General features: G+C 66.8%; 14 protein-coding genes. 6 read left to right on the top strand and 8 right to left on the bottom strand.

Annotated elements, in window-relative coordinates; genetic code table 11:
- Positions 1-10: 10 nt before the first annotated feature.
- A complete protein-coding gene (aspS, locus tag ABIE45_RS25455) occupies positions 11-1,855 on the bottom strand; it encodes an aspartate--tRNA ligase (protein WP_192710820.1) in 1,845 nt (614 codons plus the stop codon).
- 186 nt (positions 1,856-2,041) lie between these two features.
- Between aspS and ABIE45_RS25450 the strand changes: the two genes are divergently transcribed.
- The 6 genes from ABIE45_RS25450 to xoxJ all read left to right on the top strand — a co-directional run bounded on the left by ABIE45_RS25450 (position 2,042) and on the right by xoxJ (position 8,177).
- Positions 2,042-2,398, top strand: a complete 357-nt coding sequence (locus ABIE45_RS25450; RefSeq protein WP_192710819.1) for a hypothetical protein — start codon at positions 2,042-2,044, stop codon at positions 2,396-2,398.
- An 87-nt stretch (positions 2,399-2,485) separates the two neighbouring features.
- On the top strand, positions 2,486-3,658 hold the full coding sequence (rnd, locus tag ABIE45_RS25445) for a ribonuclease D (protein WP_192710818.1): 1,173 nt from the start codon (positions 2,486-2,488) through the stop codon (positions 3,656-3,658).
- A 197-nt stretch (positions 3,659-3,855) separates the two neighbouring features.
- Complete coding sequence (locus ABIE45_RS25440) at positions 3,856-4,071, top strand: hypothetical protein (RefSeq protein ID WP_373622647.1); 216 nt, start codon at positions 3,856-3,858, stop codon at positions 4,069-4,071.
- Between the two features lie 709 nt (positions 4,072-4,780).
- Positions 4,781-6,586, top strand: a complete 1,806-nt coding sequence (gene xoxF1, locus ABIE45_RS25435) for a lanthanide-dependent methanol dehydrogenase XoxF1 (RefSeq protein ID WP_192710816.1) — start codon at positions 4,781-4,783, stop codon at positions 6,584-6,586.
- A 134-nt stretch (positions 6,587-6,720) separates the two neighbouring features.
- On the top strand, positions 6,721-7,332 hold the full coding sequence (locus tag ABIE45_RS25430) for a c-type cytochrome, methanol metabolism-related (RefSeq protein ID WP_192710815.1): 612 nt from the start codon (positions 6,721-6,723) through the stop codon (positions 7,330-7,332).
- Positions 7,317-8,177 (top strand): rare earth element methanol dehydrogenase accessory protein XoxJ, encoded by an 861-nt coding sequence (gene xoxJ / locus ABIE45_RS25425; protein ID WP_192710814.1) that lies wholly within the window; start codon positions 7,317-7,319, stop codon positions 8,175-8,177. Before ABIE45_RS25430 ends, xoxJ begins: the two co-directional genes overlap by 16 nt.
- Positions 8,178-8,183: 6 nt before the next feature.
- Here xoxJ and folK read toward each other — a convergent pair whose 3' ends face one another.
- The 7 genes from folK to pqqC form a co-directional block, all read right to left on the bottom strand.
- Positions 8,184-8,654 carry a 2-amino-4-hydroxy-6-hydroxymethyldihydropteridine diphosphokinase gene (folK, locus tag ABIE45_RS25420; protein WP_192710813.1) on the bottom strand — a complete coding sequence of 157 codons (471 nt, stop codon included), beginning with the start codon at positions 8,652-8,654 and terminating at the stop codon, positions 8,184-8,186.
- Positions 8,651-9,028, bottom strand: coding sequence for a dihydroneopterin aldolase (gene folB, locus ABIE45_RS25415; RefSeq protein WP_192710812.1), 378 nt, complete (start codon positions 9,026-9,028; stop codon positions 8,651-8,653). Before folB ends, folK begins: the two co-directional genes overlap by 4 nt.
- 2 nt (positions 9,029-9,030) lie before the next feature.
- Positions 9,031-9,867, bottom strand: a complete 837-nt coding sequence (gene folP / locus ABIE45_RS25410) for a dihydropteroate synthase (protein WP_192710811.1) — start codon at positions 9,865-9,867, stop codon at positions 9,031-9,033.
- Between the two features lie 88 nt (positions 9,868-9,955).
- On the bottom strand, positions 9,956-10,318 hold the full coding sequence (locus ABIE45_RS25405) for a hypothetical protein (protein ID WP_192710810.1): 363 nt from the start codon (positions 10,316-10,318) through the stop codon (positions 9,956-9,958).
- Complete coding sequence (locus ABIE45_RS25400; protein WP_192710809.1) at positions 10,299-11,009, bottom strand: hypothetical protein; 711 nt, start codon at positions 11,007-11,009, stop codon at positions 10,299-10,301. The genes ABIE45_RS25405 and ABIE45_RS25400 overlap by 20 nt, the downstream gene beginning before the upstream one ends.
- Positions 11,006-12,151 (bottom strand): pyrroloquinoline quinone biosynthesis protein PqqE, encoded by a 1,146-nt coding sequence (gene pqqE, locus ABIE45_RS25395; protein ID WP_192710808.1) that lies wholly within the window; start codon positions 12,149-12,151, stop codon positions 11,006-11,008. Before pqqE ends, ABIE45_RS25400 begins: the two co-directional genes overlap by 4 nt.
- Positions 12,148-13,233, bottom strand: coding sequence for a pyrroloquinoline-quinone synthase PqqC (gene pqqC, locus ABIE45_RS25390; protein ID WP_192710807.1), 1,086 nt, complete (start codon positions 13,231-13,233; stop codon positions 12,148-12,150). Before pqqC ends, pqqE begins: the two co-directional genes overlap by 4 nt.
- Positions 13,234-13,479 lie beyond the last annotated feature (246 nt).

Below are 13,479 nucleotides of genomic sequence, written 5' to 3'. Positions count from 1 at the left end.
TCGCGCCGCCTCAGGCCTTCTTCTCGGGCAGGTTGAGCCGGATGTGCAGCTCGCGCAACTGCTTCGGCGTTGCCTCGGAGGGCGCGCCCATCATCAGGTCCTCGGCGCGCTGGTTCATCGGGAACAGCACCACCTCGCGGATGTTCGGCTCGTTGCACAGGAGCATGACGATGCGGTCCACGCCCGGCGCGATCCCACCGTGCGGCGGGGCGCCCATGCGCAGGGCGTTCAGCATGCCGCCGAACTTCTGCTCCAGCACCTCGTGGCCGTAGCCCGCGATCGCGAAGGCCTTCTCCATCACGTCCGGACGGTGGTTGCGGATCGCGCCCGAGGACAGCTCCACGCCGTTGCAGACGATGTCGTACTGGAACGCCTTGATGTCCAGGATCCGCTTGGTGTTCGCGCCGTTCTCGTCCTCGCCGGCGAGAGCGTCGAGGTCAAGCGCCAGGAACGCCTCGCGGTCGATGTTCGGCATCGAGAACGGGTTGTGGGAGAAGTCGATCCGCTTCTCCTCCTCGCTCCACTCGTACATCGGGAAGTCGGTGATCCAGCAGAACGCGTACTGGTCCTTGTCGCAGAGGCCCAGCTCGTCGCCGATGCGGATACGAGCCTTGCCGGCGAGCCCGGCCGCCTTGGCTTCCGGACCCGCCGAGAAGAACACCGCGTCGCCGGCCTTGGCGCCCGCCCGCTCGGCGATCAACGCCTGCACCTCGGCCGGGATGAACTTGGCGATCGGCCCCTTGCCGGAGAGCTGGCCGTTCTCCTCCTCGAACACGACGTAGCCGAGGCCCGGCGCGCCCTCGGAGCGGGCCCAGTCGTTGAGCTTGTCGAAGAACGAGCGCGGCTGGCTGGCCGCCCCGGTCGCCGGGATCGCCCGGACCACACCGCCTGAGGCGATCACGCCCTTGAACGCCTTGAAGGCCACGTCATCACGGGCGAACAGGTCGGAGACGTCGGCGATGATCAGCGGGTTGCGCAGATCCGGCTTGTCGACGCCGTATTTCAGCATCGAATCCGCGAAGGTGATCCGCGGGAATTCCCGGGTGACGCGCTTGCCCTCGGCGAACTCGTCGAAGACACCGCGCAGGACTGGCTCCACGGCCTGGAACACGTCCTCCTGGGTGACGAAGCTCATCTCGATGTCGAGCTGGTAGAACTCGCCCGGCGAGCGGTCGGCGCGGGCATCCTCGTCGCGGAAACAGGGCGCGATCTGGAAGTAGCGGTCGAAGCCCGCGATCATCGTCAGCTGCTTGAACTGCTGCGGCGCCTGCGGGAGCGCGTAGAACTTGCCGGGATGGACCCGCGACGGCACGAGGTAGTCGCGTGCGCCCTCGGGCGACGAGGCGGTCAGGATCGGGGTCTGGAACTCGAAGAAGCCACCCTCGCGCATCCGGCGGCGGAGCGAATCGATGATCGCGCCGCGCTTCATGATGTTGGCGTGGAGCTTCTCCCGGCGCAGGTCGAGGAAGCGGTACCGGAGCCGCGTCTCCTCCGGATATTCCAAGTCGCCGAAAACCGGCAGCGGCAGCTCGCCCGCCGGGCCCAGCACCTCGAGGTCATCGATATAGACTTCGACCGCGCCGGTCGGAAGCTCGGCATTTTCGGTGCCGGCCGGGCGGGTGCGGACGCGGCCGTCGATCCGCACGACCCATTCCGAGCGCACGGCCTCGGCGGCCTTGAAGGCCGGGGAGTCGGAATCGATCACGCACTGCGTCAGTCCGTAATGGTCCCGCAGATCCACGAACAGCACACCCCCGTGGTCGCGGATGCGGTGGCACCAGCCGGAGAGGCGGACACTCTGCCCGACGTCGGACGGGCGGAGCGCCCCGCAGGTGTGGGAACGGTAACGGTGCATGACGGGCTTCTTCTGTGGGAAGGCCGGCACCATTCACGCGAGGCCCCCCAAGTCAAGCGCAGGGCCTCCGCAATGGCCGCAAGAACGGCGCCGCGCCGCGCGTCCGGACTACCGGAAAGCGCTACTCATCCCCATATGATGTGCATGAACCACAACGCTTTTTCCCAGCCGGAGGGCCGACGGGACATGACGTTCGAGACCGCACCGAGCGTGTGGCGGACGCTGCCGCTCGATGGCCATTTCGACCTCGTCTACGAAGATGCCACCGGTGCGTGGAGCAACCGGTCGCTGGACGCTCGCGAGTTGAAGCTCGGGCCGGGCAGGACCCTGCTCGGCGGAATTGACGCCCGACGGGGCGGCTATCGCGGTTTCCGTGTCGACCGTATCCGTCGCCTCACGGACGGTGCGACGGGCGAGCGCATCGAAACCGGCATCCTCGACCGGCTCCTGGGACGCGCCGAGGCGCAACGCCGCGCCGACGCGCTGCGCATTCGGCGGCAATCCCGGGCACGCCGTCGGGCCGTCATGGCCGGGCCGGCATGACCGGTATCCTGACACCCGATGTCGGAAAGATGGGGACCTGCGCGCGGATCCCTCCCCAGGGCCGCGGCGGTTGCGTATAGCCGACCTATGGACCTGATCACCACGACCGACGCGCTGCGCGAAATCTGCACCCAGCTGGCCGGGCAGCCCTTCGTAACCGTCGACACGGAGTTTATGCGTGAAACGACGTACTACCCGAAGCTCTGCCTGATCCAGATGGCGGCTCCGGACGGCTCCGCAGTTCTGATCGACCCGCTGGCACCGGGGCTCGATCTGCAGCCGTTCATTGACCTGATGGCCGACGAGCGCGTCGTGAAGGTTTTCCATTCCGCGCGCCAGGATCTCGAGATCATCTGGCTGATCGGCGGGCTTCTGCCGCACCCGTTCTTCGACACGCAGGTCGCCGCGATGGTGTGCGGCTACGGCGACTCGGTCTCCTACGAGCAGCTCGTCAACGACGTGGCCAAGGCCAAGATCGACAAGTCCTCCCGCTTCACGGACTGGTCACGGCGGCCGCTCTCCGACGCGCAGCTCACGTATGCGCTGTCAGACGTCACCCATCTGGTGAAGGTCTACGAGGTCCTCGTCGCCGAGCTGCTGCGCACGGATCGCGGTGCTTGGCTCGACGAGGAAATGGCCGTGCTGACCTCGCCCGAGACCTACCGGGCCGACCCGGCGCAAGCCTGGCGGCGCTTGGCCGGCCGGATGCGCAAGCCTCGCGAGATCGCCGTGCTGATGGAGGTCGCCGCTTGGCGCGAGAGCGAGGCCCAGGCGCGCAATGTCCCGCGCGGGCGAATCCTGAAAGATGAGGCCGTCATCGACGTGGCTTCGGCAGCGCCCCGGAGCGCGGAGGCCCTGGCCCGGCTGCGAACGATTCCGGCGGGCTTCGAGCGCTCGCGCACGGGGGCCGACATCGTCGCGGCCGTCGAGCGCGGGCTGTCGCGCGACACCAGCGACATCCGTCTTCCGGAGCGCGTGCGCCGGAGCGGCGGAAACGGCGCGATCGTGGAGCTTCTCAAGGTCCTTCTGAAGGCGGTCTGTGAGGCGGAAGGCGTCGCGCCCAAGATCATCGGCACGGTCGACGATCTGGAAGCTATTGCCGACGACGATGCTGCCGACGTTCCGGCCCTTCAGGGCTGGCGGCGGAGCCTGTTCGGGGACAGGGCCTTGGCCTTGAAGCAGGGGCGGCTGGCGCTGTCCGTGGAGGCGGGCCGCATCGTCGTTCGTGCTCTTGAGCCTTCGGCACCCAGCGACGTCTGAGCCACCGCCGCATGACAGGATCCTCCCGGCGATACGGCGTGCCAAGCCTGCAAGCGTGACTTGCCTGCGGACCGGGACTAAATGGCAATGGGATTGCCGCTTAGTCCCGCCCAAGCGTCGCGCGTATGTTCGAACCGAACGAAGTTCTGAAGACGCTGGCCGGCCGTGGGCTGGTTTCCGCTGACGGGTGCGGACCCGTGCGCGTCCGCTACCGTGTGGTGATCGAGCGGCGCGCCGACGGCGTTGTGGCCTACGGCACGCTGCACGGCAGTCATTCCAACCTCAGGCCGATCTGGATCGAACCGGATGCGCAACTCCGTCTCGCGAACGGACGGCGTCTCGCCATCTCGCTGACCGACCTCGTGGAGGATGTCGCGGAGTTCGAGAGCACAGGACCGGTCGGGAGCCTGTAATCTCCGCACTGCTCCGCGCCGTCGTGCGATTCACCAAAGACGGCTCCCGAGTCGCCCGATTGGGGCGCGGCGCAGCAGGACCAGCCCGTCTCCGGGATGATCTGGCAATTTGTCGCGCGCAAACCGCTTAGACGCTGTTGAGATCCCCACCTTAGCGGAGATGCGGCGACACGGCGCACAGGCGGCCGGCGCCGCGGATCCTGATCAAACCCCTGCTCAGCGATATCGCGCTGCGGTCCTCAACCCTGCTCCGGCACTCCTGATTTACCAGCAACGCCCGCCATCGGCGCATAGGCGGCATCAGCAAAGCTTCCTCGTCTGCAAGATCTGCATGCAAACGGCTCACGTCGCCGTGAGACGCTTCCGAAAGAACGGCCGGCTATTTGTGCGTCGCAGCATTTCTTTTCGCAGGACAATGACATTCGCCGTGCTTCTGTCACGCGAAAAGAAGCTTTCACCAAGTGCCGTCGAGCAAGGAACAGCGAGTTGACGGCGCTCAAAAATCTCTTAAGGTCCGTTCAAGCCTCGGTTTCGAGGGGACCGCCTCAGGGATGGCGGTTCCTGGCTAGGGGGTCTGCAGATCTCCTCGAAGTCCACTATGCCCGCTACCGAGGCGTCCATCCCTGTCGCAAACAGTCAGGTCGGAGTCTAAGCGACGCCACTCTCTAGGCGTGTCGCGAAAACACTCAAAGACTTGTCGGAGGAACCCATGAGAGCGGTACATCTCCTTGCGCTCGGCGCGGGCGTCGCGGCCGTTGCCGCGCCGGCGCTGGCCAACGAAAGCGTCATGAAGGGCATCGCCAACCCGGCGGAGCAGGTGCTTCAGACGGTCGATTACGCGAATACGCGTTACTCGAAGCTCGATCAGATCAACGCGTCGAACGTGAAGAACCTCCAGGTCGCCTGGACCTTCTCGACCGGCGTCCTGCGTGGCCACGAGGGCTCGCCGCTCGTCGTCGGCAACATCATGTACGTGCACACGCCGTTCCCGAACATCGTGTACGCCCTCGACCTCGACCACGAGGCGAAGATCATCTGGAAGTACGAGCCGAAGCAGGATCCGTCCGTGATCCCGGTCATGTGCTGTGACACGGTCAACCGTGGTCTGGCCTACGCCGACGGCGCCATCCTCCTGCACCAGGCCGACACCACCCTCGTGTCGCTCGACGCCAAGACCGGCAAGGTCAACTGGTCGGTCGTGAACGGCGACCCGAAGAAGGGCGAGACCAACACCGCGACGGTTCTGCCGGTCAAGGACAAGGTCATCGTCGGCATCTCGGGCGGCGAGTTCGGCGTGCAGTGCCATGTCACCGCCTACGACCTGAAGACCGGCAAGAAGGTGTGGCGTGGCTACTCCGAGGGCCCGGACGACCAGATGCTGGTCGACCCGGAGAAGACCACCTCGCTCGGCAAGCCGGTCGGCAAGGACTCCTCGCTGAAGACCTGGGAAGGCGATCAGTGGAAGACCGGCGGCGGCTGCACCTGGGGCTGGTTCTCCTACGATCCCAAGCTCGACCTGATGTACTACGGCTCGGGCAACCCCTCGACTTGGAACCCCAAGCAGCGTCCGGGCGACAACAAGTGGTCGATGACCATCTGGGCGCGTAACCCGGATACCGGCGTCGCCAAGTGGGTCTACCAGATGACCCCCCACGACGAGTGGGACTACGACGGCATCAACGAGATGATCCTCACGGATCAGAAGGTTGACGGCAAGGAGCAGCCGCTCCTGACCCACTTCGACCGTAACGGCTTCGGTTACACGCTGAACCGCGCGGACGGCAGCCTGCTCGTCGCCGAGAAGTTCGATCCGGCCGTCAACTGGGCGTCCAAGGTCGACATGGACAAGGGTTCGAAGAACTACGGCCGGCCGCTGGTCGTGTCGAAGTACTCGACCGAGCAGAACGGTGAGGACACCAACTCCAAGGGCATCTGCCCGGCGGCGCTGGGCACCAAGGATCAGCAGCCTGCGGCCTTCTCGCCGAAGACCAACCTGTTCTACGTGCCCACCAACCACGTCTGCATGGACTACGAGCCGTTCCGGGTGACCTACACCCCGGGCCAGCCCTACGTCGGTGCGACCCTCTCGATGTACCCGGCCCCGAATTCGCACGGCGGCATGGGCAACTTCATCGCGTGGGATGGCGTCAACGGCAAGATCAAGTGGTCCAACGCCGAGCAGTTCTCGGTGTGGTCCGGTGCTCTGGCCACCGCCGGCGACGTGGTGTTCTACGGCACGCTTGAGGGTTACCTGAAGGCGGTCGACGACAAGAGCGGCAAGGAGCTGTTCAAGTTCAAGACCCCGTCGGGCATCATCGGCAACGTGATGACCTACCAGCACAAGGGCAAGCAGTACGTGGGCGTCCTCTCGGGCGTCGGCGGCTGGGCCGGCATCGGCCTCGCGGCCGGCCTGACCGACCCGAACGCCGGTCTCGGCGCGGTGGGTGGCTACGCGGCTCTGTCGCAGTACACCAACCTCGGCGGTCAGCTGACGGTCTTCGCTCTGCCGAACTAATCGGCCGCAGGGTCCACCTGTTAAAATCGGTGCCGGCGCGGGTTCCCGCGCCGGCATCCTTGTGATTAGACTTTCGCGCAAGAGGCTACGGCTCGGAGGGAGACGAAGGGCCTCGATCCAGGGAGACACATGCGTTGCTCAACCTCAGCAAGATTGTAACGCGGCCGGTTATCGCCGCCCTCGCCCTAGCGACCGTCTCTGCGGTTGCCGTACATGCTGAGGATGCCAAGCCCGCCGACCCCGCCCTCGCCAACTCGCTCAACGCGAACGACAAGACCGCCGAGCAGGACGAGAAGCTGCTCAAGAAGGATGCGGCCGTTAAGGTCGAGGACGGCAAGTACCTGGATGCCGACGGTCACCCGACCTTCCGCGTCACCCAGGACGGCAAGAAGCTCGACTGGTACTCCTACTCGGGTTACCGCCGCTATCACGCCGAGTGCCACGTCTGCCACGGCCCGGACGGCATGGGTTCGACCTACGCGCCGGCCTTGAAGGACTCGCTGAAGCACCTCTCCTACGAGGAGTTCATCGGCATCCTAGTGGGCGGCAAGCAGGACGTAAGCGCCGCCGAGCAGAAGGTCATGCCGGCCTTCGGCGACAACAAGAATGTCATGTGCTACTCGGACGACCTCTACGTATACCTCAAGGCGCGCGCCGCCGGTGCGATCGGGCGTATCCGTCCGTCCGACCACGAGGACAAGCCCGAAGCCGCCCGCAAGGCGGAGAAGGAATGCATGGGCGGCTAATGTCGTCTCTTGCCCGGATCGTCGCGCTCTGTGCCCTGACTCTGACCGGGGCACAGGGAGCGCTCGCCCAGCATCTGCCGGATACGGTCACCACGGACGTGCTGCGCGTCTGCGGGGATCCGGGCAACATGCCGTTCTCCGAACGCAAGGAGGACGGCTTCGAGAACAAGATCGCGGCGATCATCGCCGACGAACTGAAGGTGAAGGTCCGCTATTACTGGCTGACCCAGGGCCCGGGTTTCGTGCGCAACACGCTCGGGACCGGCCTCTGCGACCTGATCATGGGCCAGGCCTTCGGCAGCGACCTCGTCCAGACCACGAATCCGTATTATCGGTCCGCCTACACGCTGGTCACCCGCGCCGGGGAATTCGACGGCGTGACGGGCCTTGATGACGCGCGCCTGAAGGGCAAGAGCATCGGTGTCATCGCGGGAACCCCGCCGGTGAACCGGATGGGCGAGTTGGGCCTCGTGTCCAGCATGAAAGCCTACGCGCCGTATCAGCTCGACCCCTCCCGCAAGCATCAGACGGTCGCAGCCGAGATCATCGCGGCCCTTGCCGCCAAGGAGATCGACGCCGCCGTGCTTTGGGGACCGGCCGCGGGCTGGCTCGCGAAGCAGTCCGGGACGGCCATGAGCGTGGTGCCGCTGCTCAAGGAGCCCGAGCGGCCGCCGATGGCCTATCGGATCGCCATGGGCGTCCGCCTCGGCGAGAACGATTGGAAGCGCACGCTGAACACGGTCCTGCGCAAGCGCAAGGCGGATATCGATCAGGTCCTGCGCGCGTACGACGTGCCGCTTCTCGACCAAGAAGACAACAAGCTGGCCGAGCCTGGCGAGCGCTGAGCGGCCTCAGGCCGGGGCGATGCCGGTCCTGTCGAGTTTCGCGAGGGCGTCGACCACCCGCTCGCCGCCAATTACGAGATCCGGAGCGATCTCGGCGAGCGGCACCAGCACGAAGGCGCGCTCGCGCACGTAGCGGTGCGGCAGCACGAGGCGCGCATCAACGACGGCGGCTCCCTCGTAGGCGAGCACATCGATGTCGATGACCCGCGGCCCCCAGCGCTCCTCGCGCACGCGGCCGAGATCGTGCTCCACCGACAGGCAGGCATCCAGCAGGCCGTGCGGATCAAGGTCCGTGTCGATCGCCACGGCGCCGTTGAGGAACCAGGGCTGATCAGTCTTGCCCCAGGGCGGCGTGCGATAATCGGCCGAGCGCGCGACGATCGCGATGCCGGGCACGGCGGCGAGCCCCGCAACAGCCCGGTCCAGCATCGCGGCCATGTCACCGATATTGCTGCCGATGCCGAGATAGGCCCTCATGCGCGGTCTCCGCGCTGGCGTGTGATCTCGATGCTGACGCCGTCCAGGATCGCCGGGACCGGCGCGCTCGGCTTGTCGACGCGGACGGTGATCGCGTCGATGCGCGCGAAGCGCTCGAGGATGCTCGCCGCGATGGTCTCCGCCAGGGCTTCGATCAAGTTGAAGCGCTGCTCCGTGCTGATCGCGACGGCGATCTGCGTCAGGTCGGCGTAGCTCACCGTGCCGGCGACCGCATCGGACCGTCCGGCCTCGCTGAGGTCGAGGCGGGCCTCGAGGGAGATGTAGAAGCGCTGACCGAGCACGGCCTCTTCGGGCAACAGCCCGTGGCGCCCGAACACGGCGATGCGGGTGACGCGGATTAGATCGCCGCCCATGCTCACCGCTCCCCCGGCCGCATCACGGCGTCGACGACGCGCATCGCATCGATATGCGCAGCCACGTCGTGCACGCGGACGATGTCGGCCCCCAGTGTCGCCGCCAGAGCGTGCGCGGCGAGGGAGCCGTAGAGCCGATCTGCCGGTCGGGTCTCGCGATCGTGCAGGCGTCCGAGGAGAGACTTGCGGGAAACGCCGACCAGAACCGGAAAGCCGAGGGCGCGGATCTCCGGGAGCCGCCGCAAGACCTCGAGATGCTGCGCCCAGGTCTTGCCGAAGCCGACACCCGGATCGAGCACGATCTCGGAATCCGCGATCCCCGCGCGATGGGCGATGCCGAGTGACCGCTCGAAGAAGGCCTGCATGTCGGCGACGATGTCGATCTCTGGATCGATCGACGCGCGGTTGTGCATGATGATGACCGGCGCGCCGTGCGCGGCCGCCACGGAGGCGATGTCGGGCTCGCGCTGGAGGCCCCAGACGTCGTTCACGATCCGCGCGCCGGCCTCGAGAGCGACGCGCGCCGTCGAAGCCTTATAGGTGTCGATGGAGATCGGCACGGCCAGCCGCGGAGCCACCGCGCGGATCACCGGCAGGACCCGCGCCTGCTCGTCCTCGGCCGAGACGGGCACATGCCCGGGCCGGGTGGATTCGCCGCCGATGTCCAGGATCGCCGCCCCGTCCGCGACAAGCCGCTCCGCCTGCGCCACGGCTGCGGCCTCTCCGGCGAACAGGCCGCCGTCCGAGAAGGAATCGGGCGTGACGTTCAGGATGCCCATGACCAGCGTGCGCCCTCCGAGATCGGGCAGCAGGTTGGAAAGGCCGGAAGAGGGGGTCACGAAGGGGGTCCCGGTCACGAGCGCGCTACGAGACCCCGTGTGCGCGAATCGCGAGGCCGGCGCAACGCCGGCCGGCCTCTCTGCACGATCAGCCGCGATAGCAGCGGATCTCGGCCTCGGCCTGGGCGCGCCGGAGTTCCGCGACCTTGTCGTCGAAGATCTTGGTCGACTTGAACTCGTTGGCGCGGTTGCCGATGCCCTGCCGCATCGACAGCACCGTGCTCGCCTGGACGTACTTGTCATACGGCAGGATGGCGGCGAGCTGATCGAGCGAGCAGGAGCACTTCTGCAGGCTCTCGCGGGTCTGGCCGTTGGCCGCCATGCAGCCGAACACGTAATCGACCCGCGCATCGGTCGGGTAATCGTTCTCCTCGGCCGCGTAGCCGGCCAGTCCCGACAGGGTCAGGGCGAGGACGGCCAGCGCGCCGCGTTCAGCCAGCCTTCTGATCATAGTTCAGCTTCTCCTCAAGCAGCTCGCCGCCGTCCTTGTTCTTCGAGGATGCCTCGATCGAGACGATCTCACCCGGGACGGAGGGGGCGGTGACGAAGGTGTAGGTCAGGTCATCGAGGCCGCGCATACGCTGCGTCATCGCATCGCCCTCGAAGGGCTTGGTCACCACGCGCCAGCCATCGACGGTGCGACCGTCGAACTCGACCTTCGTCGGCGTCACGGTCGCCTTCTCGCGCAGGCCCCGTCGGATCGCCAGCTTCAGATAGCGCGGGTTGGCTTCCAATACCTTGGCCAGCGCCCGGAGGTGGTTCTCGAGAAACAGCGACACGACGGGGTTGCCCGCCATGTCCTCGAACGGTCCGGCAGGCACGCGGTTCAGGCCGGAAAACATCGTGACGCGGATATCGCGCGCGTCGGGGCTCTTACCCGGCTCGATCTTCAGCGCGACCGTGTCCTGGAGCGGGGCCCCGAACGGGCCGCCGGAGATGCCGGAGCGGCGCAGGTAATTGTACGTGATGGTCGATCCCGGCGCCGCGTTCTTCATCTGAGGCTGATCGAACAGCAGGTCGGCGGCCGAAGGCGGGGCGGCGGCGTTGGCCTGGGTGACGGTCGCGGTTTTCGGCGCGTCCTCGGCGAAGGCCGGCAGCGCGGCCAGAACAAGGGCCAGGGCCGTCGTAGCAAGAACTCTCACGAGTGCACTTCCTCCTTGAGCGGCGACCGGACGTTGCTGCCGATCGTCCGATAGACGTAATCCGGCGGGTTCTCGGCCGCCTCTTCCACCGCGAGGGCCCGCACCTTGGCATGGAGCGGGGAGAGCGAGCAGGCCGGATCCGTGGCCGCGGCGTCGCCGGCCAGGGCCAGCGCCTGGCAACGGCACCCGCCCCAATCCTTCTCGCGGCGGTCGCAGGAGCGGCACGGCTCCTTCATCCAGTCCGTCCCGCGATAGGCCGTGAAGGCCGGCGAGTCATGCCAGATCTCGCCGAGCGAATGGTCGGCGACGTTCCAGAACTCCAGCCCCGGGATCGTCTCGGCCGCGTGGCACGGCAGGACCTTGCCCTGGGGCGTCACGTTCATCAGCTTGCGGCCCCAGCCGCCGGCGCAGGCCTTGGGGTACTTCGCGTAATAGTCGGGCACGACGAGATCGATCACGAGTTGCCCCTTCAGGCGCTCGCGAGCCGCCTCGACGATGCGGATCGACTCGTCCACTTGCGCCTTGTTGGGCATCAGGGCGGCGCGGTTCACGTAGGCCCAGCCGTAATACTGGGTGTGCGCCACCTCGAGGCGCTTGGCGCCCATCTTCACCGCGAGATCGATGAAGCCCGCCACCTCGTGGATGTTGCCGCGGTGGATGACGGAGTTGAGGGTCAGCGGCAGCCCAAGTTCCACCACCTTGGCGGCGAACGCGAATTTCTGCGGCTGGGCGTTCTTCAGGCCACCGATCTTCTCGGCATTCTGCGCGTCCACGCCCTGCACCGAGAGCTGCACGTGATCGAGGCCGACATCGTAGAGCGCCTGGAGCTTCGACAAGGCTCCGCCGACCCCGGAGGTGATCAGGTTCGAGTACAGGCCGAGATCCGCGCAGGTCTTGGTGATCTCGACGATGTCGTTGCGCGCCGTCGGTTCGCCGCCGGACAGGTGCACGTGGAGCACGCCGAGCGCGGACGCCTCCGTGAGCACCCGCTGCCACGTCGCCGTGTCGAGCTCGCCGGAGCGGCGGTCGAGTTCCAGCGGATTGGAACAATAGGGGCAGCGCAACGGGCAGCGGTGGGTCAGCTCAGCGAGCAGACCGACCGGGGCCGGGGCGGCGGGCCGGTTCGGCGTCAGCGCGTTCATCGCTCAAGAACCCGTTTCTCCGCGAGACCGTCGAGCATCACCAGGATGTCGGCCTCGATTGCACGCGGGTCGGCCGCGTAGGTCTTGCCCAATTCGTCCGCGATGTCGGCGACGCTGCGCGTGCCGTCCACGAGCTTGAGCACCGCGACGGCGTTGTCGTCGAGGTCGAAGGTGCGCTCCGGGGCGAGCAGGACGTATTTGCCGCGCGTCTCGTCGTTGCGCAGCCGCACGCCGCGCGGCAGGCGCGGGCGGTCGCCGGGCGCGGTCTTCCTGCCGACGCCGGCCGCCTGGACCTGCGCCGGCTCGGCCACCAGCCCCTCTCCGGGCTGCCACGCATCCGGAGGGATCAGGCCGGGGGCCACGTAGGCGAAGTACAGGGCATCGAGCTGCGTCCAGAGGACGTTGCACTTGAAGGTCAGCGCGGCCATAGCCTGCCGCTGCAGCTCGGGCGTGGTCGCGTGCCGCTTGACATAATCCAGCGCGAAGTCGGCATCCCGCGGGGCCTGCGTCAGACGCTTGTCGAAATAGGCCAGCGTGTCCTTGGTGATGAAGTCGTAATTCTTCAGCATCCCGGCGACCCGCTCCGAGATGATCGTCGGCGAGAACATCTCGGTGAGCGACGAGGCGATCGCCTCCAGCAGAGTCTTCTCGGACACGAAATGGACGTAGGCTTCGACGGAAAATTTCGTGGCCGAGAGAATGCCGCGGGTCGACAGCACGTAATCGCGGTCGAAGCCGACGCCCTCCGCCAGCTTGAGCCAGCGCTCGATGCCGCCGTCACCCTCGTGGTCGCCGTCGTGATCGACGATGCGCTGACGCCAGACCCGCCGCAGCGACGCGTCGGTCATCCGGGCGAGCACCGCGGCATCCTTCACCGGGATCATTGCCTGGTAATAGTAGCGATTCAGCGCCCAGGCCCGGACCTGATCCTTCGACAACTTGCCGTCGTGCAGGAGGCGGTGAAACGGATGCAGGTTGTGGTAGCGGCGCGCGCCGATATCGCGCAGAGCCGCTTCCAGCTCGTCGGGGCTCAGAAGACGCTGGCTGTCGGCGGTGTCGGGGGTCGGGAAGACTGCGTTCATGGCGTTTCCGGCGTCCGTTCTCGGGTCGCGTTTCCTGTGCGGTCGTTCCGCCCTCGGCAGCGGGGCGAATATCTGAACTTGGACACGATATAGTGCCGCCCGGCTACGGACCCAACCTCCGGCCCCGTCCAGGTAACCCCGTTCAAGCCGCCAGAGCCTGCGGCACAGGGTACACCCGGATGACCGTCTCGGAGCTCCGCAAACCGCTCCGTCACGATCTGGGCTCGTTCCTCAAAGGCGGGGCCG

The sequence above is a fragment of the Methylobacterium sp. OAE515 genome (genome assembly GCF_041806315.1).
In the GTDB taxonomy this organism is placed as follows: Bacteria; Pseudomonadota; Alphaproteobacteria; order Rhizobiales; family Beijerinckiaceae; genus Methylobacterium; species Methylobacterium tardum.
The sequence above is the reverse complement of the archived record's forward strand: the minus strand, read 5'-3'. Positions and strand labels throughout refer to the sequence as shown.